This window comes from Janthinobacterium sp. Mn2066 (assembly GCF_049319705.1).
GTDB lineage: Bacteria > Pseudomonadota > Gammaproteobacteria > Burkholderiales > Burkholderiaceae_D > Janthinobacterium.
Window position 1 is genome coordinate 590,160 of the sequence record NZ_JBMOUF010000001.1, and the last position, 17,785, is coordinate 607,944.

20 protein-coding genes are annotated in these 17,785 nt (G+C 62.0%); 16 read left to right on the forward strand and 4 right to left on the reverse strand.

Going from position 1 to position 17,785, the window contains the following annotated elements:
• Positions 1 to 4: 4 nt before the first annotated feature.
• The 3 genes from motD to ACL9RI_RS02560 all read left to right on the forward strand — a co-directional run bounded on the left by motD (position 5) and on the right by ACL9RI_RS02560 (position 2,110).
• Entirely contained in the window at positions 5 to 796 is a 792-nt protein-coding gene (motD, locus tag ACL9RI_RS02550; protein WP_422725161.1) for a flagellar motor protein MotD, read from the forward strand.
• A gap of 40 nt (positions 797 to 836) precedes the next feature.
• Positions 837 to 1,199 (forward strand): translation initiation factor Sui1, encoded by a 363-nt coding sequence (locus tag ACL9RI_RS02555; RefSeq protein ID WP_422725017.1) that lies wholly within the window; start codon positions 837 to 839, stop codon positions 1,197 to 1,199.
• A 107-nt stretch (positions 1,200 to 1,306) separates the two neighbouring features.
• A complete protein-coding gene (locus ACL9RI_RS02560) occupies positions 1,307 to 2,110 on the forward strand; it encodes a hypothetical protein (RefSeq protein WP_422725018.1) in 804 nt (267 codons plus the stop codon).
• A gap of 19 nt (positions 2,111 to 2,129) precedes the next feature.
• Here ACL9RI_RS02560 and ACL9RI_RS02565 read toward each other — a convergent pair whose 3' ends face one another.
• The 3 genes from ACL9RI_RS02565 to flgA form a co-directional block, all read right to left on the reverse strand.
• Complete coding sequence (locus tag ACL9RI_RS02565) at positions 2,130 to 2,597, reverse strand: flagella synthesis protein FlgN (RefSeq protein WP_422725019.1); 468 nt, start codon at positions 2,595 to 2,597, stop codon at positions 2,130 to 2,132.
• A gap of 8 nt (positions 2,598 to 2,605) precedes the next feature.
• Complete coding sequence (flgM, locus tag ACL9RI_RS02570; RefSeq protein WP_183675663.1) at positions 2,606 to 2,911, reverse strand: flagellar biosynthesis anti-sigma factor FlgM; 306 nt, start codon at positions 2,909 to 2,911, stop codon at positions 2,606 to 2,608.
• A gap of 111 nt (positions 2,912 to 3,022) precedes the next feature.
• Entirely contained in the window at positions 3,023 to 3,745 is a 723-nt protein-coding gene (flgA, locus tag ACL9RI_RS02575) for a flagellar basal body P-ring formation chaperone FlgA (protein ID WP_422725020.1), read from the reverse strand.
• A 191-nt stretch (positions 3,746 to 3,936) separates the two neighbouring features.
• Between flgA and flgB the strand changes: the two genes are divergently transcribed.
• The 13 genes from flgB to ACL9RI_RS02640 all read left to right on the forward strand — a co-directional run bounded on the left by flgB (position 3,937) and on the right by ACL9RI_RS02640 (position 16,869).
• A complete protein-coding gene (gene flgB / locus ACL9RI_RS02580; protein WP_422725021.1) occupies positions 3,937 to 4,380 on the forward strand; it encodes a flagellar basal body rod protein FlgB in 444 nt (147 codons plus the stop codon).
• A gap of 2 nt (positions 4,381 to 4,382) precedes the next feature.
• A complete protein-coding gene (flgC, locus tag ACL9RI_RS02585; RefSeq protein ID WP_183675666.1) occupies positions 4,383 to 4,784 on the forward strand; it encodes a flagellar basal body rod protein FlgC in 402 nt (133 codons plus the stop codon).
• Positions 4,785 to 4,798: 14 nt separating this feature from the next.
• The gene (locus tag ACL9RI_RS02590; protein WP_422725022.1) at positions 4,799 to 5,497 is read left to right on the forward strand and encodes a flagellar hook assembly protein FlgD; all 699 of its coding nucleotides are present in this window, start codon (positions 4,799 to 4,801) and stop codon (positions 5,495 to 5,497) included.
• Positions 5,498 to 5,542: 45 nt separating this feature from the next.
• On the forward strand, positions 5,543 to 7,090 hold the full coding sequence (locus ACL9RI_RS02595) for a flagellar hook protein FlgE (protein WP_422725023.1): 1,548 nt from the start codon (positions 5,543 to 5,545) through the stop codon (positions 7,088 to 7,090).
• 173 nt (positions 7,091 to 7,263) lie between these two features.
• Positions 7,264 to 8,007 (forward strand): flagellar basal body rod protein FlgF, encoded by a 744-nt coding sequence (locus tag ACL9RI_RS02600; RefSeq protein WP_422725024.1) that lies wholly within the window; start codon positions 7,264 to 7,266, stop codon positions 8,005 to 8,007.
• A gap of 71 nt (positions 8,008 to 8,078) precedes the next feature.
• Entirely contained in the window at positions 8,079 to 8,861 is a 783-nt protein-coding gene (gene flgG / locus ACL9RI_RS02605; protein ID WP_422725025.1) for a flagellar basal-body rod protein FlgG, read from the forward strand.
• 50 nt (positions 8,862 to 8,911) lie between these two features.
• Positions 8,912 to 9,562 (forward strand): flagellar basal body L-ring protein FlgH, encoded by a 651-nt coding sequence (locus tag ACL9RI_RS02610; RefSeq protein ID WP_422725026.1) that lies wholly within the window; start codon positions 8,912 to 8,914, stop codon positions 9,560 to 9,562.
• Positions 9,563 to 9,564: 2 nt separating this feature from the next.
• Positions 9,565 to 10,680, forward strand: a complete 1,116-nt coding sequence (locus tag ACL9RI_RS02615) for a flagellar basal body P-ring protein FlgI (RefSeq protein ID WP_422725027.1) — start codon at positions 9,565 to 9,567, stop codon at positions 10,678 to 10,680.
• Between the two features lie 10 nt (positions 10,681 to 10,690).
• Positions 10,691 to 11,605, forward strand: a complete 915-nt coding sequence (flgJ, locus tag ACL9RI_RS02620; RefSeq protein WP_422725028.1) for a flagellar assembly peptidoglycan hydrolase FlgJ — start codon at positions 10,691 to 10,693, stop codon at positions 11,603 to 11,605.
• A 98-nt stretch (positions 11,606 to 11,703) separates the two neighbouring features.
• Entirely contained in the window at positions 11,704 to 13,671 is a 1,968-nt protein-coding gene (flgK, locus tag ACL9RI_RS02625) for a flagellar hook-associated protein FlgK (RefSeq protein ID WP_422725029.1), read from the forward strand.
• 47 nt (positions 13,672 to 13,718) lie between these two features.
• Positions 13,719 to 14,960, forward strand: coding sequence for a flagellar hook-associated protein FlgL (gene flgL / locus ACL9RI_RS02630; RefSeq protein WP_422725030.1), 1,242 nt, complete (start codon positions 13,719 to 13,721; stop codon positions 14,958 to 14,960).
• Between the two features lie 168 nt (positions 14,961 to 15,128).
• Positions 15,129 to 15,578: a MarR family winged helix-turn-helix transcriptional regulator gene (locus ACL9RI_RS02635; protein WP_422725031.1), complete on the forward strand. Its 450-nt coding sequence runs from the start codon at positions 15,129 to 15,131 to the stop codon at positions 15,576 to 15,578.
• A gap of 43 nt (positions 15,579 to 15,621) precedes the next feature.
• Positions 15,622 to 16,869, forward strand: coding sequence for an MFS transporter (locus ACL9RI_RS02640; protein WP_422725032.1), 1,248 nt, complete (start codon positions 15,622 to 15,624; stop codon positions 16,867 to 16,869).
• On the opposite strand, the gene ACL9RI_RS02645 is transcribed toward ACL9RI_RS02640, so the two are convergent.
• Complete coding sequence (locus tag ACL9RI_RS02645; protein ID WP_422725033.1) at positions 16,855 to 17,751, reverse strand: LysR family transcriptional regulator ArgP; 897 nt, start codon at positions 17,749 to 17,751, stop codon at positions 16,855 to 16,857. The two genes, ACL9RI_RS02640 and ACL9RI_RS02645, sit on opposite strands and share 15 nt — an antisense overlap.
• Positions 17,752 to 17,785 lie beyond the last annotated feature (34 nt).

A 17,785-nucleotide genomic window follows, 5' to 3' on the forward strand; every position in this document is an offset into this window, starting at 1 on the left:
CATGATGCGGCGCGCGCGCAGGAAGTATGACGAAGAGCCGGACAACCAGGACCGCTGGCTGATTTCCTATGCCGACTTCATTACCCTGCTGTTCGCCTTCTTTGTCGTCATGTACGCGCTCTCCTTGGTCAACGAGGGCAAATACCGCGTGTTTTCAGACGCCATCGGCGAGGCCTTCGGGCTGAATAAAGGCGCGCCGCCGCTGATCATGGAAGCGCCGCAAGCGGTCGCCTTGCCCAACCCGGCCCTGAAACGCCGCGCCGAAGCGATCCGCCGCGAACGCGAGCACATGACGCGCCTGGCGCAGGACCTGACCTCGACCCTGGCGCCGCTGGTCAAGGAAGGCAAGGTGCGCGTGACGCAGACCAGCCGCGGCGTCAGCGTGGAAATCAATGCCAGCGTGCTGTTCGACCCGGGCGCCGCCGCGCTGACGCCGGAGTCCGACCAGGCCCTGCGCGCCGTGGCCGTGCTGCTGAAGGACGATAGTCACGACGTGCAGGTGGAGGGCCACACCGATATCCAGCCGATCAGCAATTCGAATTTCGCCTCGAACTGGGAATTGTCGGCCGCGCGCTCGAGCGCCGTGGTGCGGCTGTTTATCGCCAGCGGCGTGCAGGCGTCGCGCCTGACGGCCGTCGGCCACGCCGACAATATCCCCGTGGCGCCGAACGACACGCCGGAAGGGCGCGCCCGCAACCGCCGGGTTGCCGTGACGATCTTGTCCGGCATTCCCGAAACCGTGACGGAAGTGCCGACGCCGCCGGCTGCGCCTGTACCTGCACCGGCGCCCCGCTAGCTTGCTACAATCGCGGCCTTTCTTTTACTTTATCTTCATCATGAAAAGCAGTTCCCTGGGCGGTCTTGTGTATTCCACCGAAACGGGCCGCATGTGCCCAGCCTGCCGCCAGCCGGTGGGGCAATGTATATGCAAGGCCAACGCCAAGGCTGCGCCTGCCGGCGATGGCCAGGTGCGCGTGTCGCGCCAGACCAAGGGTCGTGGCGGCAAGAGCGTCACCGTGGTAAAAGGCCTGGCGCTGGACGCCGTCGCGCTGGCCTTGCTGGGCAAGCAATTGCGCAGCCAGTGCGGTTCGGGCGGCACGGTCAAGGAGGGCGTGATCGAAGTGCAGGGCGACCATGTGGATGCCATCATGGCGGCGCTGTTACTTGCAGGACACAAAGCGAAAAAAGCGGGCGGCTAAGTATCTTTTTGGCATGCGGCTGTGCTAACTTGTGGTTGTCATCATTTAGCCACTTTGTCATGCCAGCCAAAACCACCGTTGTCCTTGTTGTCTCTGCTGCAGTATTGATGTTGGTCTACACCTATGCTCCTGGACCAGGCGATGGCGCACCGGCGGCGCTGCAGGTATCGAAAGTCCGACGCAGCCTGTCTTCCTATTTCAATCCGGGCGCCGATGCCGCTTCCGCATCGGCCGTGGCGCCTGCCGCCCCGAGCCTGGGCGCGCAGCTGGAACGCCTGGCCGCCAGCGGCAATCCCGACGATGCGGATGCGGCCTACCATCTGCTCGATGATTGCATTTACTTCAATGCAGAGGGGCACTTGCCTTCAGTGGAATTTGCGCGGGGCAGCGAATTGACGGCAGGGGAAACGGCGGCCGAAGCAAAGTTGTGCGGTGGCATGACACAGAGCCAGAAAAATTCCCGCCTCGACTTCCTGGCCGCCGCCGTCAAGGGAGGTGCGTACGGCGCCACCAGCAGTTTTCTTGAGGCGGGGCCGTTTGGCGACCCCAATGCCTTGCGTGACCGCCCCAATGACCCACTGGTGCTTGAGTGGAAACGCCAGGCCATCGCGCAACTGACGGAACGGGCCGACGATGGCGAGATTATCGGCGCGACTACCTTGATGAAGGAATATCTGCGCGGTGGTGATATCGTGCCGAAAGATCCGCTATTGGCCTATGGTTATGTGTCGGCCCTGCGCCTGGTGCATGACGATATCCTGGGGCCAGGCGGCGTCAATCCTTATGCGGATCAGTATTGGCAGTCCTTGCGCGATGCGCTGACGCCGGAACAGCAGGCAGCGGCGTTGGCCAAGGGAAATGGTATTGCCGCGAAATTCCGCCAGCACACGGGGCGTGCTGCGCACAGCTGAGCTGTGCTGGGTCCCGGCTTTAGCCGATAACGACCCGGCGGCTGACGGTATTGCTGGTAGCCTGGCCGCTGGGGCCGTAGAAGTTGCCGCTTTGGGCGGGTGGGCGTACGGCGTTCAGCGCGCCCTGGGTGTGCAGCATGTGCTTGTTGACCAGCAGGCTGTTCAAGCGATTTTGTTCCTTGGCTGCCCGCGTGGTGCTCAGCAATTCTGTCCATAATGCTGCCGCTTCCGGGTTGCCGGCCTGGGCCAGCCAGCCATCCATGCCTTCTTCGGCGGCGGCAAAGCCGGCTGCCGCCAGCGCCTGGTGGCGCTGCGCCGCCAGCTGGCTCAATTGCCCGACCAGCACCGTCTTGCGGGTCGTGATCTCCGTGATGGCATCGATTTCAGCTGCAACCAGATGCAGCTGTTCTTGTTTCATCAATGCCAGCAATGCGGTCATACGCTCTTGTTCGTCGCGCAGACTGGAAAACGGAGTCACTGATTGCATGGGGAAACCTATCTATTTCGTGAGTGCAGCAAGTCCTTGACTGTATCCAGGAGACCGTCTGCCACTTTTTCAGAATTGACCTGGAACTGGCCGTCGGCGATGGCGAGCTTGATGCGTTCCACTTTTTTCGTGTCGAACACGCCGCCGCTGCCGGCAGTTGCACTGGCCGCTAATGCCTGTCCTTGCGAGGACAGGCGTACATTATCCGACGTCGTCGGTGTTGCTTGTGCTTTCTCGGCATTGCGGGCGCCCGAGGTATTGGTCGGCGCGACCGGCAAAGCGGGATTGCTCTTGATGGTTTCGGTGATTTTCACAACATGATCCTCGTCTGGTCGAAGTCAAAAAACTCCGGGATATGTCTCTTTATCGGCACCGTCTCTTGAAACTTTAGTGCCCCAGACGACAATATCGCTGTCCAGCCCGCTTTAAAAGGCCACCTCCACCATGCCGCCCGCGCGCGCCACGCCGCTGATTTGCTGGCCGCTTTGGGTGCGTACCTGCACCACCTGGCCGTCGCCGGCATTGCCGATGGCGCGCCCTTCTGATGCCACTTGGAAACCATTGCCGCTCGACACCACCCGCACCAGCTGGCCCTGGATGACCACCGGTTTGCGGCGCAAGGTGTCCAGGCGCATCGGCGTGCCGGGTGGCAAGGAGACATTGGCGCTGGCGCCGACCACCTGCGCCATGTCGGTGGCTATGCCCGCTGGCAACGCGGCCAGGTCGCCCTGCATGGTCACCAGCTGGGTAGCGTCGATGGTTTGTCCTTGCGCCAGTGGCGCGGCGCTGGCGATGTAGTCGCCGACCACCGCCACATTGGCTTGCACATAAATAGTCCAGTTGGCGGGCTGGGTGCAGCGCACGCCCACCGTGGTCTTGCCCCAGGCGCGCGCGCCGGGCGCCATGAACGCTTGCGGCGCAGGGCAGGGCGCCAGGTTCAGGCGCGGATCGACGGCGCCGACGGTGACGCTGACCTTGCCTGGCAAGCCATTGCTTTGCACCAGCAGGAACTGTTCCACGCTTTGCCGCAGCGTTTCCGGCGACTGGCGTCCGGCAGCCGCGTTCTGCGCCTGTGCCAGTGGCGCCAGCAATGCCAGCCAAGCCAGCGGCAGCAAGAGGGAGCGAGCGGAGGAGAGCGGTTTTTTCATGGTGATAGGCCTCTGGAATGGTGCCATGATAGACCGCGCGCGCCCGGTCGAAGCGAGGATTAAGGGGTAAAAGTGCGGTCTGATCCGGCGATGGCTGGCAAGGCCGCCGCCGTACTATCTTTCCTGTCATCACTAAAACGCCATTCATCCGCCAAACCGGGCGCCAGTGGCGACTTTTTCCGGAGCCTGAAATGATAGGTAAACTCGACGATTACATGCGCTTCAATGAGACGGCGCTGAGCTTGCGTTCGACGCGCCAGGAAGTGCTCGCTTCGAATATCGCCAATGCCGATACGCCCAACTACAAGGCGCGCGATGTCGATTTCGCCAGTGCCCTGAAAGGCGCGCTGGCCAAGGCCGGCGGCGCGGCGCCCGCACTGAAGGCCACCTCGCCCCAGCATATGGCGGGCAAGGGCGTCGAGGGCGCCGCCGGCAGCAAGGCGGCCGGCAGCTTGCCCGATGGCACGCCGCTGCTGTACCGCACGCCGGCGCAGGGCGCCGTCGATGGCAATACGGTCGATATGGACCTGGAGCGTAACGCCTTTGCCGACAACGCCATCCGTTATGAAACCGCCATCACCCTGCTCAATGGCCAGATCAAGGGCATGCTGACGGCGATCCAGGGAGGACAATAATCATGTCGCTATTTAATATTTTTAATGTTTCCGGTTCGGCCATGAGCGCCCAGGCGCAGCGGCTCAACACGGTGGCCAGCAACCTGGCCAATGCCGACAGCGCCACCAGCGCCAGTGGCGAAGCCTACCGCGCCAAGCAGGTGGTGTTCGAAGCCGTGCCGATGGCCAATGGCGCCACTGCCGTCAAGGTGCAAAAGGTGATCGACGATCCGTCGCCGATGAAGCTGGTGTATGACCCGAAAAACCCGCTGGCCGACGACAAGGGCTATGTCACCATGCCCAACGTGAATACCGTCGATGAAATGGTCAACATGCTGTCGGCTTCGCGCTCGTACCAGACGAACGTGGAAACCATGAACGCGGCCAAGTCGCTGCTCCTGAAAACCCTCACTTTAGGCCAATAAGGCTCATCAAAACCATGGCTACCGTAGATACCAATACCTCCATCTCGAATGACTTGATGGCGACGATGAATCCGAAGAAGAGCACGGCCGATCCGAATAGCGTCGAGGCGCAGACCAACAAGTTCCTGACCTTGCTGGTGACCCAGCTGCAAAACCAGGATCCGATGAACCCGCTCGACAATGCACAGCTGACCAGCCAGCTGGCCCAGCTGTCGACGGTGACGGGCATCAACAACCTCAACACGACCCTCGACAGCCTGAAATCGAGTTACCAGCAAGCCGAATCGATGCAGGCAGCCAACATCATCGGTCACGGCGTGTTGACGGCGGGTAAGGATATCAACCTGAGCAAGAGCGCCGCCCTGCTGGGCGTGGACCTGGCGACGGCGGCCGACAAGGTGCAGGTGGACATTTACGACAAGTCCGGCAAGCTCGTCCATTCCATCGACCTGGGGGCGCAGGATCCGGGCACCCTGCCGCTGGGCTGGAACGGCACCACCGGCGATCTCGACAAGGATGGCAAGCCGGTGGTGCTGCCCGATGGCGCCTACACCTTCAAGGTGGTGGCCACGCGCGGCGGCGTCGAGTTGAAAGACGCTACCGCGCTGATGTTCGGTTCGGTGGCCAGTGTGTCGACGGGCGCCAGTGGCGTGAAATTGAATGTGCCGGGCGTGGGCAGTATCACGATGGCAGACGTGAAGCAGATTCTGTAAGCCGGTTCCCCGGCCTTACTACCTTATTCCTACCAGGAGAATACAATGTCTTTCCAACAAGGCCTGAGCGGCTTGAACGGCGCCGCCAAATCGCTGGATGTCATCGGCAACAATATCGCCAACTCGTCCACCGTGGGTTTCAAGCAGTCGCAGGCACAGTTCGCCGACATTTATGCCAACTCGCTGTATGGCGTGGCGGGCAACCAGGCGGGTATCGGTGTATCGGTGTCGCAAATTGCCCAGCAATTTACGCAGGGTAACATCGAAAACTCCACCAATCCACTCGATATCGCCATCAATGGTAGCGGCTTCTTCCGTACCAGCGTGAATGGCGCCATCCAGTATTCGCGCAATGGCCAGTTCCAGATAGACAAGCAAGGCTTTATCGTCAATGCCCAGCTGGCCCAGCTGACCGGTTATCCGGCCGATGTCAACGGCAAGATCCTGGCCGGCGCTGCCGTGCCGCTGCAAATCGATCCGTCCGACATGAAGCCGCAAGCCACCACCAAGGTCGATACCCAGGTCAACCTCAATTCCAATTCGGATATGCCGACCACGGTGCCGTTCAGCATGAGCGACCCGACCTCCTACAACAAGCAGATCCCGGTCGCCGTCTACGATTCGCTGGGCAACGCCCACACCATGTCCATGTTCTACGTCAAGACGGGTACCAATACCTGGGACGTGTACACGGCCAATGACAATATGGAAGTGACCAGCATGAAGGCGGCCGCTGCCCTGCAAACGGACCCGGCTGCCCTGGCTGCGCGCGCCGCCTATCAAACGGCAGTGACCGCCGTACCGCTGAACGCCGCCAATGTGGCCGCCGCCGCTGTTGCCTACGGCAATGCCGCTGGCGCCGCCGTGACCGCCGCCGCGACGGCTGCCGGCGCTTCGCCAGCCCAGCTGGCGGCGATTGCCGCCACCTATGGCAGCGCGGTGCCTAACGGCCTGAACTCCAGCCGCACCCCGGACCAGATTGACGCCGCCATCGCTGCCGTGACGGTAGTGCCTGCCGTGAAGACGGGTTCGCTGGTGTTTAACACCGGCGGCAGCCTGGACAAGGTCGCCATGCTGAACCTGACGCCGCCGCAATCGTTGCCGGTGACCGTCAACCTGCCTATCTTCCCTGCCACGGGCGCCAATGCCAACCTGGCGGTGAAGGTCGATTTCACCAACTCGACCCAGCTCGGCATTGCCACCAGCGAAAAGAAAACCATCGCCGATGGCTATCCGGCCGGCCAGCTGAGCCGCTTCGTGGTGGGCGATGACGGCATCATCCAGGGGCAGTACAGCAATGGCCAGACGCGCAGCCTGGGCCAGGTGATTCTGAGTAACTTCTCCAATCCGAACGGTCTGGTGCCGCTGGGTAACAATGCCTGGGCCGAAAGCTCGGCCTCGGGCGCCCCCATCACGGGCGAACCGAAGACCGGCAACCTGGGCAACCTGCGTGCGCAGGCGGTGGAGGTGTCGAACGTCGACTTGACGGCCGAGCTGGTCAACATGATCACTGCCCAGCGCGCTTACCAGGCGAATGCGCAGACCATCAAGACGCAGGATTCGGTATTGCAAACCATCGTCAACCTGCGCTAATTGATGGGTGCTTCGCCAAGCTACTGCGCGTCTCACTACCGGGTCGGCGTTGCTCGCTGTACCTCCGTACAGCTGCGCTACTCAACCCGGTATTGAACCGCTCGCTACACTTGTCGAGGCACCCTTGATATTGTAGTAATCCCGTTTAGTTGCGTTACCGGCAGGAGAAACACATGGACCGTCTTATCTACACCGCCAGCTCCGGCGCCAAGCACATCATGGAGAAGCAGTCGACGACTGCCAACAACCTGGCGAACGCGACCAGCACGGGTTTTCGCGCCCAGCTGGACTCTTTCCGCGCCGTGCCGGTGGTGGCCGACGGCTTGATGCCGACGCGCGCCTTCGTGGTCGATTCCACGGTCGGCTCGGATTTTTCACAAGGCCCGATGCAGCACACGGGGCGTCCGCTCGACGTGGCGGTGGAAAACGCCGGCTGGATCGCGGTGCAGTCGGCCGATGGTTCCGAGGCCTACACGCGCAATGGCAGCCTGAAGATCAATGAAAACGGCATGCTGCAAACCCAGTCCGGGCTGATGGTGCAGGGCGATACGGGCCCGCTGGCGATCCCGCCCGGCGTGACGGTGTCGATTGCCAGCGATGGCACGGTGGGCACGATTTCCACCGATATCCCGCCCGGCCCATCGACCGTGCTGGGACGCATCAAGCTGGTCAATCCGCCCGAGCAGCAGCTGGTGCGCGGCGATGATGGCCTGTTCCGCCTGAAAGACGGCACCACGGCGCAGGCCGACCAAGGCGTCAAGCTGACCACCGAAGCGCTGGAAGGCAGCAATGTCAGCCCGGTCGATGCCATGGTCAGCATGATTTCGCTGGCGCGCCAGTTCGAAACGCAAATGAGCCTGTTGAAGAATGCCGAGAATAACGCCGCGAAAGCAACCCAGATCCTCGCTTTGAATTGATAGGGATCACCGCATAATGGTCACATAGAAATTGTTCACAGGCCTGCCGGCGCTGTTACTGGAGAAAAAACATGATACGTTCACTTTGGATCGCGAAGACGGGGCTGGAAGCGCAGCAGACGCAGATGGACGTGATTGCCAATAACCTGGCCAACGTCAGCACCACCGGTTTCAAGAAATCGCGCGCCGTGTTCGAAGACTTGTTGTACCAAAACGTGCGCCAGCCCGGCGCGCAATCGTCGCAGCAGACCCAGCTGCCATCGGGCTTGCAGATCGGCACCGGCGTGCGCACCGTGGCTACCGAACGCATCCATACCCAGGGCAACCCGCAGGCCACCGGCAATTCGCGCGACGTGATGGTCAACGGCACGGGCTTTTTCCAGGTACTGATGCCGGACGGCGCCACTGCCTACACCCGCGACGGCTCGTTCCAGACCGACAGCAACGGCCAGCTGGTCACTTCCGAAGGTTTCGTGATCCAGCCGGCCATCACCGTGCCGACCAATGCGCTGAGCATTACCGTGGCGCGCGACGGCACCGTTTCCGTTACCTTGCCCGACACCACCGCACCGGCGCAGATCGGTTCCTTGCAGCTGGTCACCTTTGTCAACCCGGCCGGCCTGGAATCGAAAGGCGAAAACCTGTACATGGAAACGGGCGCGTCCGGCGTGGCCCAGACCAATACGCCGGGCACTAATGGCGCCGGCTTTTTGATGCAGGGCTATATCGAAACCTCGAACGTCAACGTGGCCGAGGAAATGGTCAACATGATCCAGACGCAGCGCGCCTACGAGATCAACAGCAAGGCCATCACCACGTCCGACCAGATGCTGCAGAAACTGTCTCAGCTTTAATTTTTTTAGTCGTCATGCCGTCCGGTGCCGGATGGCAGCGGAGGTAAGTCATGCAATATTCCCTGTTCGCCCTGTGCGCCGCCGCCCTGCTGTCGGGCTGCGCCGTCACCCCCACCTCGATCGTGCAGTATCCCACCACCACCCGCGCACCGATGCCCGAACCGGTAGCGGCCAACAATGGCTCCATCTACCAGCCATCGACCTATCGCCCGGCCTTCGAAGACCGCCGCGCGCGCCACGTGGGCGACACCATGACGATCGCTATCACCGAACGCACGAATGCCGTCAAGGCGGGCGCCAGCTCGGGCAACAAGAGCGGCAGCGTGGGTTTCAGCACGCCGGGGTTTGCCCAGGGCCGCTTTGGCGGCACCGTCTCGGCGAATGGCGCGACCAAGTTTGCCGATGGCGACAACCAGTCGGCCAGCAATACGTTTTCAGGCACCATCGGCGTGACCGTCATCGAAGAATTGCCTAATGGTAACTTGATCGTGGCCGGCGAAAAACAGATCGCCATGAACAAGGGCACCGAATTCATCCGCTTCTCGGGCATGGTCAATCCGGATACCATCGGCATCGGCAACGTCGTGCCGTCGACCCAGGTGGCCGACGCGCGCGTGGAATACCGCACCAATAGCCAGATCGACCGGGCCGAACTGTCGTCGATGTTTTCGCGCTTCTTCCTCAGCCTGATGCCATTCTGATCATGGCGACCCTGACCTTTCCCCGTTTGCTGGCCGCCTGCGGCTTAGCTGTCGCCATGCTGGCGCCGCTGGCCCACGCCGAGCGCCTGAAAGACCTGGCCAGTATCGCCGGCGTGCGGCAAAACCAATTGATGGGCTATGGCCTGGTCGTCGGCCTCGACGGCAGCGGCGACCAGACCACGCAAACGCCGTTTACCATCCAGAGTATCGCCGCCATGCTGCAGCAGCAGGGCATCAACATGCCGCAAGGCACCAGTTTGCAATTGAAAAACGTCGCCGCCGTGATGGTGACGACGGCCTTGCCCGCGTTTGCCCAGCCGGGCCAGCTGCTCGATGTGACGGTCTCGTCGATGGGTAACGCCAAGAGCCTGCGTGGCGGCACTTTGCTGATGACGCCGCTCAAGGGCGCCGATGGCCAGGTGTATGGCATGGCGCAGGGCAACGTGCTGGTGGGCGGCGTGGGCGCCCAGGCGCCCGGCAGTTCGGTAGTGGTGAACCACTTGAGCGTCGGGCGCATCTCGGGCGGCGCCACCGTCGAGCGTAGCGTGCCTTCGGTGCTGGGCGCCAACGACATGGTGCGCCTGGAACTGAACGCCACCGACTTTTCCACCGCCAGCCGGGTGGTCGACGCCATCAACAGCCGTTATGGCCCCGGCACGGCCGCCGCGCTCGACGGCAGGGTGATCCAGGTGCGCTCGCCCGGCAATAGCGACCAGCGCGTGGCCTTTTTGGGCCAGCTGGAAAGTATCGAAGTCAATCCGGCCCGGCTGGCTGCCAAGGTCATCCTGAATGCGCGCACCGGTTCGGTGGTAATGAACCAGTCGGTGACCCTCGACACTTGCGCCATTTCGCACGGCAACTTGTCCGTCACCATCAACACCGAGCCGCAGGTCAGCCAGCCGCCACCGCTGTCGGGCGGGCGCACGGTCGTCACGCAGACTTCCCAGATCGATATCAAGTCCGATCCGGGCAAGGTCATCATGGTCAAGGGCGGCGCTTCGCTGTCCGACGTGGTCAAGGCGCTCAATGCGATCGGCGCGACGCCGCAGGACTTGCTGGCCATCTTGCAGGCGATGAAGGCGGCAGGTTCGCTGCGCGCCGAACTTGAAATCATTTGATGGGGGCGCCATGATCAGCCAAACCGACCTCAACAACCTTAACAATCAGGCCGCCTATGACGTCAAGGGCATGGATGGCTTGCGCCAGTCGGCCAAGGCGAAAGATCCCGGTGCGTTGAAAGAAGCGGCCACGCAGTTTGAAGCCATGTTCATCAACATGATGATGAAAAGCATGCGCGACGCCACGCCGCAGGACGGCATCATGGATAGCCAGCAAAGCAAGATGTACACCTCGATGCTGGACCAGCAGACCAGCCAGAGCCTGGCCAAGCGGGGCACCGGCCTGGCCGAGGCGCTGCTGCGCCAGCTGTCGGCCAGCCAGCCGCTGGCCACCGATGCCACGGAAGTGCCGTCGCCCCGATCGTCGAGCATGGCGCAGGCGCTGGCCGCCTTCCGCCAGCAGCAGAATGCCGTCAGCGATGGCGCTGCGGCCAATCCCAATGCCAAGGCGGGCACTACGCAAGCACCGCATGTGCGCGCCTTCCAGGAAAAGCTGGGTGCCCATGCGGAAGAAGCCAGCCGCGCCACCGGCATTCCGGCCAAGTTCATGCTGGGCCAGGCAGCGCTGGAAACAGGCTGGGGCAAGCGCGAGATCATCGGCCGCGACGGCAGCAGCAGCCACAATCTGTTCGGCATCAAGGCGACCCCTGACTGGAAGGGCAAGGTCACGCAAGCCGTCACCACCGAATATGTAAATGGCAAGCCGCAGACGCGGGTGGAAAATTTCCGCGCCTATGACAGCTATGCCGACAGCTTCAAGGATTATGCACAGTTGATTACTGGCAACAAGCGCTATGAAAAAGTGCTGGCCAGCGCCGGCGACGCCGCCAGCTTCGCGCAAGGCCTGCAAAAAGCCGGTTATGCCACCGACCCCAATTATGCTGCCAAACTGACAAAAATCATCAAGCATTCGCTGGTGGGGTAAGCCCCTGCGTGTAGCGCATGCTTGCCGAGGCACGGCTGATTTTTCAAGTTTTCGTGATATGTGCCGTAAATAATCTGGACAGGAACTTATAAGACATCATGACCTCCAATCTTCTCAGTATCGGCAAAAGTGGTTTGCTTGCAGCGCAGGTGGGCTTGGCCACGACTGGGCATAACATTACCAATGCCAACGTCGACGGCTACAACCGCCAGGTCGTGCTGCAACAGACATCGCAGGCCAATAATGCCGGGTATGGTTTTGTCGGCACGGGTACCGAGATATCGGAGGTCAAGCGCCAGTACGACAGTTTCATGGCGAGCCAGGTCAATAATGCGCAGGCCACCACCAGTTCGCTCGATGCGTATTACACGCAGATCAGCCAGATCGACAACCTGATGGCCGATACCACGGCCGGCCTGTCGCCCGCCTTGCAGGATTTTTTCAAGGGGGTGCAGGATTTCAGTTCCAACCCCACTTCCGTGGCGTCGCGCCAGGCGTTGTTGTCGAGCGCTAATTCGCTGGCCTCGCGTTTCCAGAGTCTCAGCGGACGCCTGACGGAAATCGGCGATGGCGTCAATTCGCAGATCGCCTCGAACGTGACGGTGATTAACTCGTATGCCAAGCAGATTGCGGAACTCAACAAGTCGATCGGGCAATTGACGAGCAATGCCAGCAACCAGCCCAACGATTTGCTGGACCAGCGCGATCAATTGGTTGCCGAACTGAATAAATACGTCAAAACCACTTCCCAGCCCGGCGCCAACAATACGATTACCGTGTCCATCGGCTCGGGCCAGCCGCTGGTGGTGGGCGACCATAATTATGAACTGGCAGCCACCCCGTCGTTGACCGACCCCAACCGTATCGAGGTGGGTTATGTCACGGGCAGTACCGTGTCGATCTTGCCGAAAAATTCGCTCACGGGCGGCTCCCTGGGCGGCTTGCTTGATTTCCGTACTGAAACACTGGACACCGTGCAGAATTCCCTGGGGAAAGTAGCGATCGCCTTGGCCAGCACGTTCAATGACCAGCACAAGCTGGGCCAGGACTTGAATGGCGCCATGGGCACGGATTTTTTCAAGATTCCGGACCCCGTCATTGGCGCCGATATCCGCAACAGCTCGTCGAATACCACGGTGCTGACGGCCAAGGTCAGCGATCCGACCCAGCTGACGTCCAGCGATTACAGCCTCAAGTATGACGGCAGCAATTATGTGGTGACGCGCCAGAGCGACGGTACGCGCACCATCATCAACCCGTATCCGCAAACCAAGCCGCAAACCATCGATGGCGTGGATTTCTCGATCTCGGGCACGGCGGCTGCGGGCGATAACTATGTGATCAAGCCAACCGCCAACGGCGCCGCCGGCCTGTCCGTGCTCACTACCGACGTCAACAAGCTGGCCGCGGGTTCGCCGATCGTCACCGGCGTGCCGGTGGCCAACACGGGTAATGCCAAGTTCACCTCCAGCAGCGTGGATAGCGCTTATTTGAATCCAGGCAATGCACTGACCAGTACCGTGACCTTGACGTATGACAAGACCACCGGTTCGCTGTCGGGTTTCCCGGCCGGCCAGGCGGTGACAGTCAAGGGCGCCAATGGCAACAGCACCACGTATCCTGCCGGTACGGCCAATATTCCCTACACGGATGGCGACAGCTTTAACTTTGGCGGCGTCAATATCACCATGACGGGCGCGCCGGCCCAGGGCGATACGTTTACCGTGGGACCGAACTCGGGTGGCGTGGGCGACAACCGCAACGCGGCCGCACTGGCCAGCTTGCAAACCAAGAATATTCTCGATGGCGGCAAGGCTACCTTCCAGGGCTCTTACGCGCAAACCGTCAGCTACGTGGGCAACAAGACGCGCGAAGTGCAGGTCAGCGGCCTGGCCAGCATTGCCTTGTTGCAACAAAATACCAGCCAGATGCAATCCGTATCGGGCGTCAACCTCGATGAAGAGGCGGCTAACTTGTTGCGTTATCAGCAAGCGTACCAGGCGTGCGGCAAGGTGATGCAAATCGCCAGCACCCTGTTCGATGTTGTGATCGGTATCGCACGTTAATTATTTGCGCGGCAGCCAAGGCGGCTGCCGCCACCAGGAGGGACAGCATGCGTATCAGTACCAGGATGATTTATGATGCGGGCACTTCACAGCTCAATACCTTGCAAGGCGCGCTCAACCGCACGCAGATGCAGCTGTCGGCCAACCGCCGCAACCTGACGCCGGCCGACGATCCGATCGCTTCGGCGCGCGCGCTGGAAGTGACGCAGTCGCAATCGATCAATACCCAGTTCGTCACCAACCGCTCGAATGCCAAGAATTTCCTGTCGCAGGAAGACCTGGCGCTGGCCAGCACCACGTCCCTGATCGCCGACGTGCAGGAACTGGTGGTCAAGGCCGGCAATCCTGCGCTCAAGGACGTGGACCGCCAAAGCCTGGCGACGGAACTGCAAGGCCGGCTGACCGATCTGATGGGCATTGCCAATACCTCCGACAATGCCGGTGGTTATCTGTTTGGCGGCTACAAGTCGAGCAGCCAGCCATTCAGCCAGACTTCCACCGGCGCGACCTATGTGGGCGACCAGGGCCAGCGTCAATTGCAGGTCGGCTCTTCGCGCTACCTGGCCACCAGCGATTCCGGCGCGGCCGTGTTTGAAAACAACCTGACCGGCAATGGCAAGTTCACCACGGCGGCCGACCCGGGCAACTTTACGCGGGGCGGGGCCGGCATCATTTCCGGCGGCACCGTGACCGATCCCACCAAGCTGACCGGCCACAAGTATTCCATCGATTTCCAGGTCACGGGCACGGGCACTGACGCCGTCACCACCTATACCGTGACCGACACCACCCTGGGCCAGACCATACCGAACCCGGCCGTACCAGTGCCCTACAAGGCGGGCGACGCGATCAGCTTTGACGGCCAGCAAGTGTCGATCTCGGGCAAGCCTGCCGACCAGGACAAGTTCACCCTGGCGCCCAGCGGCAAGGAATCGATCTTTACCACCATCACCAATCTGATCAGTGCGCTGAACCAGCCAGCGGGCGGCGATGCGGGCCAGGCGCGCCTGACGGGCGCCTTGAATGCCGCCCATAACAACCTCGATACCGCGTACGACAATGTCTTGTCGGTGCGCGCCGAAGTGGGTTCGCGCCTGAAAGAACTCGATACGCTCGACAGTGCAGGCGACGATCTGGACATTCAGTATTCGACCACCTTGATGGGGCTGCAGGACCTGGACGTGGTGAAAGCCATTTCCCAGTTCAGCCAGCAGCAAACGACCTTGCAGGCGGCGCAAAAATCGTTCTCGGCCATGTCGGGATTGTCGTTGTTTAACTACATCAGCTAGCGCCGTCAGGCACTGGGCTGCTGCCGGCAAGCCGGGGCACGGAGACGATCTCCGGCCCCGGCTTTTTTGCGTTTGCGATCTTGATTTTAAGATAATCTATACAGGCAAACTGTGCAGTCTACCTGTATATATGTTACAGTAGGGCCTATCGAATCATCCGGCTCCTCCATGAACTCCACCAACAACGAACATCAACACGAGCAGGTGCTGCACCTGGCCGGCGAATTGCGCATCCTGGTTGGCAAGCTGCGCCGCCGCCTGCGCGAAGAAGGACATATGGGCGACATCAGCATGTCGCAGGCATCGGTATTGGGCTGGCTGGAGCGCGATGGCCCCGCCACCGTCAGCAGCCTGGCGCGCGTCGAAGGCATGCGGCCCCAGTCGATGAGCGCCATCGTGCTGGCCCTGAGCGAGGCGCAGATGGTGACAGGCGCGCCCGATCCGCAGGATGGCCGGCAAACCATCTGGTCGCTGACCGATACCTGCCGGGCCTGGATACGGGAAAGCCGCGCCGCGCGCGAAGACTGGCTGGCGCACAACATCGAAAGCCGGCTGACGGCGGACGAGATCAGCGAACTGAACCGCGCAGTCGCATTACTAAAACGTCTGGCGCAATAAGGCGCCATTCACTTTCACCCCGGCAAGGAGTCCCCCCACGCAGATGCACAATACTTTCCGTTCGTTACGCAATCCCAATTACCGTATCTGGGCCGGCGGCGCCCTGGTGTCGAATGTCGGCACCTGGATGCAGCGCACGGCGCAGGATTGGCTGGTGCTGAGCGAATTGATGCACCACAACGCCAGCGCCGTCGGCATCGTCATGGCCTTGCAGTTCGGCCCGCAACTATTGCTGCTGCCCTTGACCGGCATGGCGGCCGACTTGCTGGACCGGCGCAAGCTGCTGCTGTGCACGCAGGCGGCCATGGGCTTGCTGGCGCTGGGACTGGGTTTGCTGTGCATCAGCGGTACGGTGCAACTGTGGCAAGTGTATGTATTTGCTTTCCTGCTGGGCTGCGTGACGGCCTTCGATTCGCCCGTGCGCCAGACCTTTGTGTCTGAAATTGTCGGAGAAGAAGATCTGGCGAATGCGGTGGCACTCAATTCCACTTCGTTCAATGCGGCGCGCATGCTGGGCCCGGCCGTGGCCGGTTTGCTGATCAGCAGCGTGGGCAGCGGCTGGGTCTTCATCATCAATGCAGCCTCGTTCGCCGCCGTGATCGCTTCGCTGTTGCTGCTGCGCGTGCAATTGCTGCGCCGCGCGCCCCGCATTGCCGCCACACGGGCCAGCCTTGGCGAAGGTTTCCGCTATGTGCGCCAGCGGCCCGACCTGATGGCGCTGCTGCTGATGCTGTTCCTGATCGGCACCTTCGGCCTGAATTTCCCCATCTTCCTGTCGACCATGTCGGTCACCGCCTTCCATGCAGGGCCGGGCCAGTATGGCTTGCTCAGTTCCATCATGGCCTGCGGCTCGGTAGCCGGTGCGCTGATGGCGGCCGGCCGCGCGCAGCCGCGCATGCCCTTGCTGCTGGGCGCCGCCGCGCTGTTCGGCGTCGGCTGCGCGCTGGCCGCCGTGATGCCCAATTACTGGCTGTTCGGCTTGCTGCTGGTGCCGGTCGGCATCGCCGCGCAAACGTTCACTACCAGCGTCAACAGCAGCGTGCAATTGTCCACCACGCCCGCCATGCGGGGCCGGGTGATGGCGATCCTGCTGGCGATTCTGGCCGGCGGCACGCCGCTGGGCGCGCCCATCGTGGGCTGGGTGGCCGATAGCTTCGGTCCCCGCTGGGCGCTGGGCATCGCCGCCGTGTCTGGCCTGGCGGCCGCGCTGGTGGGGCTGCGCTACCTGGTGAAATACCAGCAGCTGCAGCTGCATCTGGATGTGCGGCGCTGGTACTCAGGCCGCCAGTAAGGCTGCATGGGCCGCGGCCTCGATGGCCTGGCTCAATTGCTCCAGCAAGCCCGAGCTGGCGCGCGCCGTGTGCCAGTACAGCGGCACGTCGAGCGCACTGCCGGGCAGCAATTCGACCAGCGCGCCTGCCGCCAGATGGGATGCGATCAGCGCTTGCGGATGCAAGCCCCAGCCCATGCCGGCCAGCGCGGCCGTGGCAAAGGCCTGCGAAGAAGGCAGGGTATGCCGGGGCAGGTCCACATGCCGGTGGCACAGGCGGCGCACCCAGCGTTCCTGCAAGGTATCCTTGAGATTGAACACCAGGCTGGGCGCCAGCGCCAGGCTGCCCGCGCCCACGCCGTCAGGGAAATAGCGCTGCATGAAGGCGGGGCTGGCGGCCGCGATGTAGCGCATGGCGCCCAGCGGGCGGCTATGGCAGCCGGAAGCGGGCCGCGCCGTGGAAGTGACGGCAGCCAGCACGGTGCCATTGCGCAGCCACTCGGCCGTGTGGTCCTGGTCATCGACGGCCACTTCCATCAACACCGGGTGCTCGGCGGCAAACGCAGCGATGGCCGGCGCCAGCCAGGTGGCCAGGCTGTCGGCATTCACGGCAACGGGCAGGGTGGCGCGCGGTGCATCCTGCGTGGCCAGCGTTGGCACGCTGCCGTGCAAATCTTGTTCCAGCAGTTGCACCTGATCCACATGCTGGCACAGGCGCCGCCCCGTTTCGGTGGCGCGGCAAGGCTGGTCGCGGATCACCAGTGCACAGCCGACGCGCTCTTCGAGCAGGCGGATGCGCTGTGAAATGGCCGATGGCGTGACGTGCAGTGCGCGCGCCGCACGCTCGAAACTGCCGACACGTATCACGGTGGCCAATGCTGTCAGCGCGGCATAATCGAGCATAAAGTAAGTAAAACTTAATTTGGTGAAGAAAAGA

Excerpts from the sequence above, each read along its gene's own strand:
- motD (WP_422725161.1), top strand. The coding sequence starts at position 5 with ATGCGGCGCGCGCGCAGGAAGTATGACGAAGAGCCGGACAACCAGGAC.
- ACL9RI_RS02555 (WP_422725017.1), top strand. The coding sequence starts at position 837 with ATGAAAAGCAGTTCCCTGGGCGGTCTTGTGTATTCCACCGAAACGGGC.
- ACL9RI_RS02560 (WP_422725018.1), top strand. The coding sequence starts at position 1,307 with ATGTTGGTCTACACCTATGCTCCTGGACCAGGCGATGGCGCACCGGCG.
- ACL9RI_RS02565 (WP_422725019.1), bottom strand. The coding sequence starts at position 2,597 with ATGCAATCAGTGACTCCGTTTTCCAGTCTGCGCGACGAACAAGAGCGT.
- flgA (WP_422725020.1), bottom strand. The coding sequence starts at position 3,745 with ATGAAAAAACCGCTCTCCTCCGCTCGCTCCCTCTTGCTGCCGCTGGCT.
- flgB (WP_422725021.1), top strand. The coding sequence starts at position 3,937 with ATGATAGGTAAACTCGACGATTACATGCGCTTCAATGAGACGGCGCTG.
- flgC (WP_183675666.1), top strand. The coding sequence starts at position 4,383 with ATGTCGCTATTTAATATTTTTAATGTTTCCGGTTCGGCCATGAGCGCC.
- ACL9RI_RS02590 (WP_422725022.1), top strand. The coding sequence starts at position 4,799 with ATGGCTACCGTAGATACCAATACCTCCATCTCGAATGACTTGATGGCG.
- ACL9RI_RS02595 (WP_422725023.1), top strand. The coding sequence starts at position 5,543 with ATGTCTTTCCAACAAGGCCTGAGCGGCTTGAACGGCGCCGCCAAATCG.
- ACL9RI_RS02600 (WP_422725024.1), top strand. The coding sequence starts at position 7,264 with ATGGACCGTCTTATCTACACCGCCAGCTCCGGCGCCAAGCACATCATG.
- flgG (WP_422725025.1), top strand. The coding sequence starts at position 8,079 with ATGATACGTTCACTTTGGATCGCGAAGACGGGGCTGGAAGCGCAGCAG.
- ACL9RI_RS02610 (WP_422725026.1), top strand. The coding sequence starts at position 8,912 with ATGCAATATTCCCTGTTCGCCCTGTGCGCCGCCGCCCTGCTGTCGGGC.
- ACL9RI_RS02615 (WP_422725027.1), top strand. The coding sequence starts at position 9,565 with ATGGCGACCCTGACCTTTCCCCGTTTGCTGGCCGCCTGCGGCTTAGCT.
- flgJ (WP_422725028.1), top strand. The coding sequence starts at position 10,691 with ATGATCAGCCAAACCGACCTCAACAACCTTAACAATCAGGCCGCCTAT.
- flgK (WP_422725029.1), top strand. The coding sequence starts at position 11,704 with ATGACCTCCAATCTTCTCAGTATCGGCAAAAGTGGTTTGCTTGCAGCG.
- flgL (WP_422725030.1), top strand. The coding sequence starts at position 13,719 with ATGCGTATCAGTACCAGGATGATTTATGATGCGGGCACTTCACAGCTC.
- ACL9RI_RS02635 (WP_422725031.1), top strand. The coding sequence starts at position 15,129 with ATGAACTCCACCAACAACGAACATCAACACGAGCAGGTGCTGCACCTG.
- ACL9RI_RS02640 (WP_422725032.1), top strand. The coding sequence starts at position 15,622 with ATGCACAATACTTTCCGTTCGTTACGCAATCCCAATTACCGTATCTGG.
- ACL9RI_RS02645 (WP_422725033.1), bottom strand. The coding sequence starts at position 17,751 with ATGCTCGATTATGCCGCGCTGACAGCATTGGCCACCGTGATACGTGTC.